This window comes from Oleiphilus sp. HI0066 (assembly GCF_001635725.1).
Map to the genome: position 1 here is coordinate 1 of NZ_LWFH01001830.1, position 714 is coordinate 714.

At 47.3% G+C, this 714-nt stretch carries 1 pseudogene; it reads right to left on the minus strand.

Annotated features, from left to right (window positions below):
- Nucleotides 1–62 precede the first annotated feature (62 nt).
- Nucleotides 63–714: pseudogene (locus A3738_RS28425) on the minus strand (flagellar hook-associated protein 3); the annotation flags it as partial.

A 714-nucleotide genomic window follows, 5' to 3' on the forward strand; every position in this document is an offset into this window, starting at 1 on the left:
GCACTCATTCACTGTCTTCCTGATTATGTTTTTAGATCCAATGCACCTTCAGTACGTGTACCTTATCTGATCCGATCAAACAAAGACAGCGAGGTAATACGATTAAAAGATGAATACGCGGCATCCAAGCTAAATTGCTGTAATGACAGCAAACTTACTGTTTCTGCGTAATCAATGGATTCCAAGTTACCTAGTACTTCTTGGGTAAGAATCTCCGCATCTTTTAACTGCTCTAGCCCTGTGTCGAGCGTATTGAGACGCGCACCCAATTGTCCTCGCGCCTCAAGTACCGATGTTGCCGCAAAATCAAAGTTGGCAATCGTCCCTTCTAGTAAAGATTCAAACGCTTCGCGCCCATCTGTCGTCGGCGCGAAGTTACGTAAGCCGTAGACGAACTTCTCTACCGTTGTAAGCAAACCTTGCTTCTCGGTAGATTCAACTGTAAATGTGTCGCCCGTGGCTGGCGCTCCCCGAATTTCGAACTGAGTACCCTGAGCGTTGATCGTGCCATTTGGTGCATACGCGACATTCGACTGAAGTGTTACCCCTGTCGATTTCTCACGGAGATCAAACGTGTTTGGCGATGTAAATTCAATCACCAAATCTTCAGGATAAAACGCATCATAGTCAGCTTGATCGACCACTTGACCGACCGTAATTGTTGCCGGCGGCTCTGCTTGGTTTCCCTCGCTGGCTCGCGTGAAGAATGAGTTC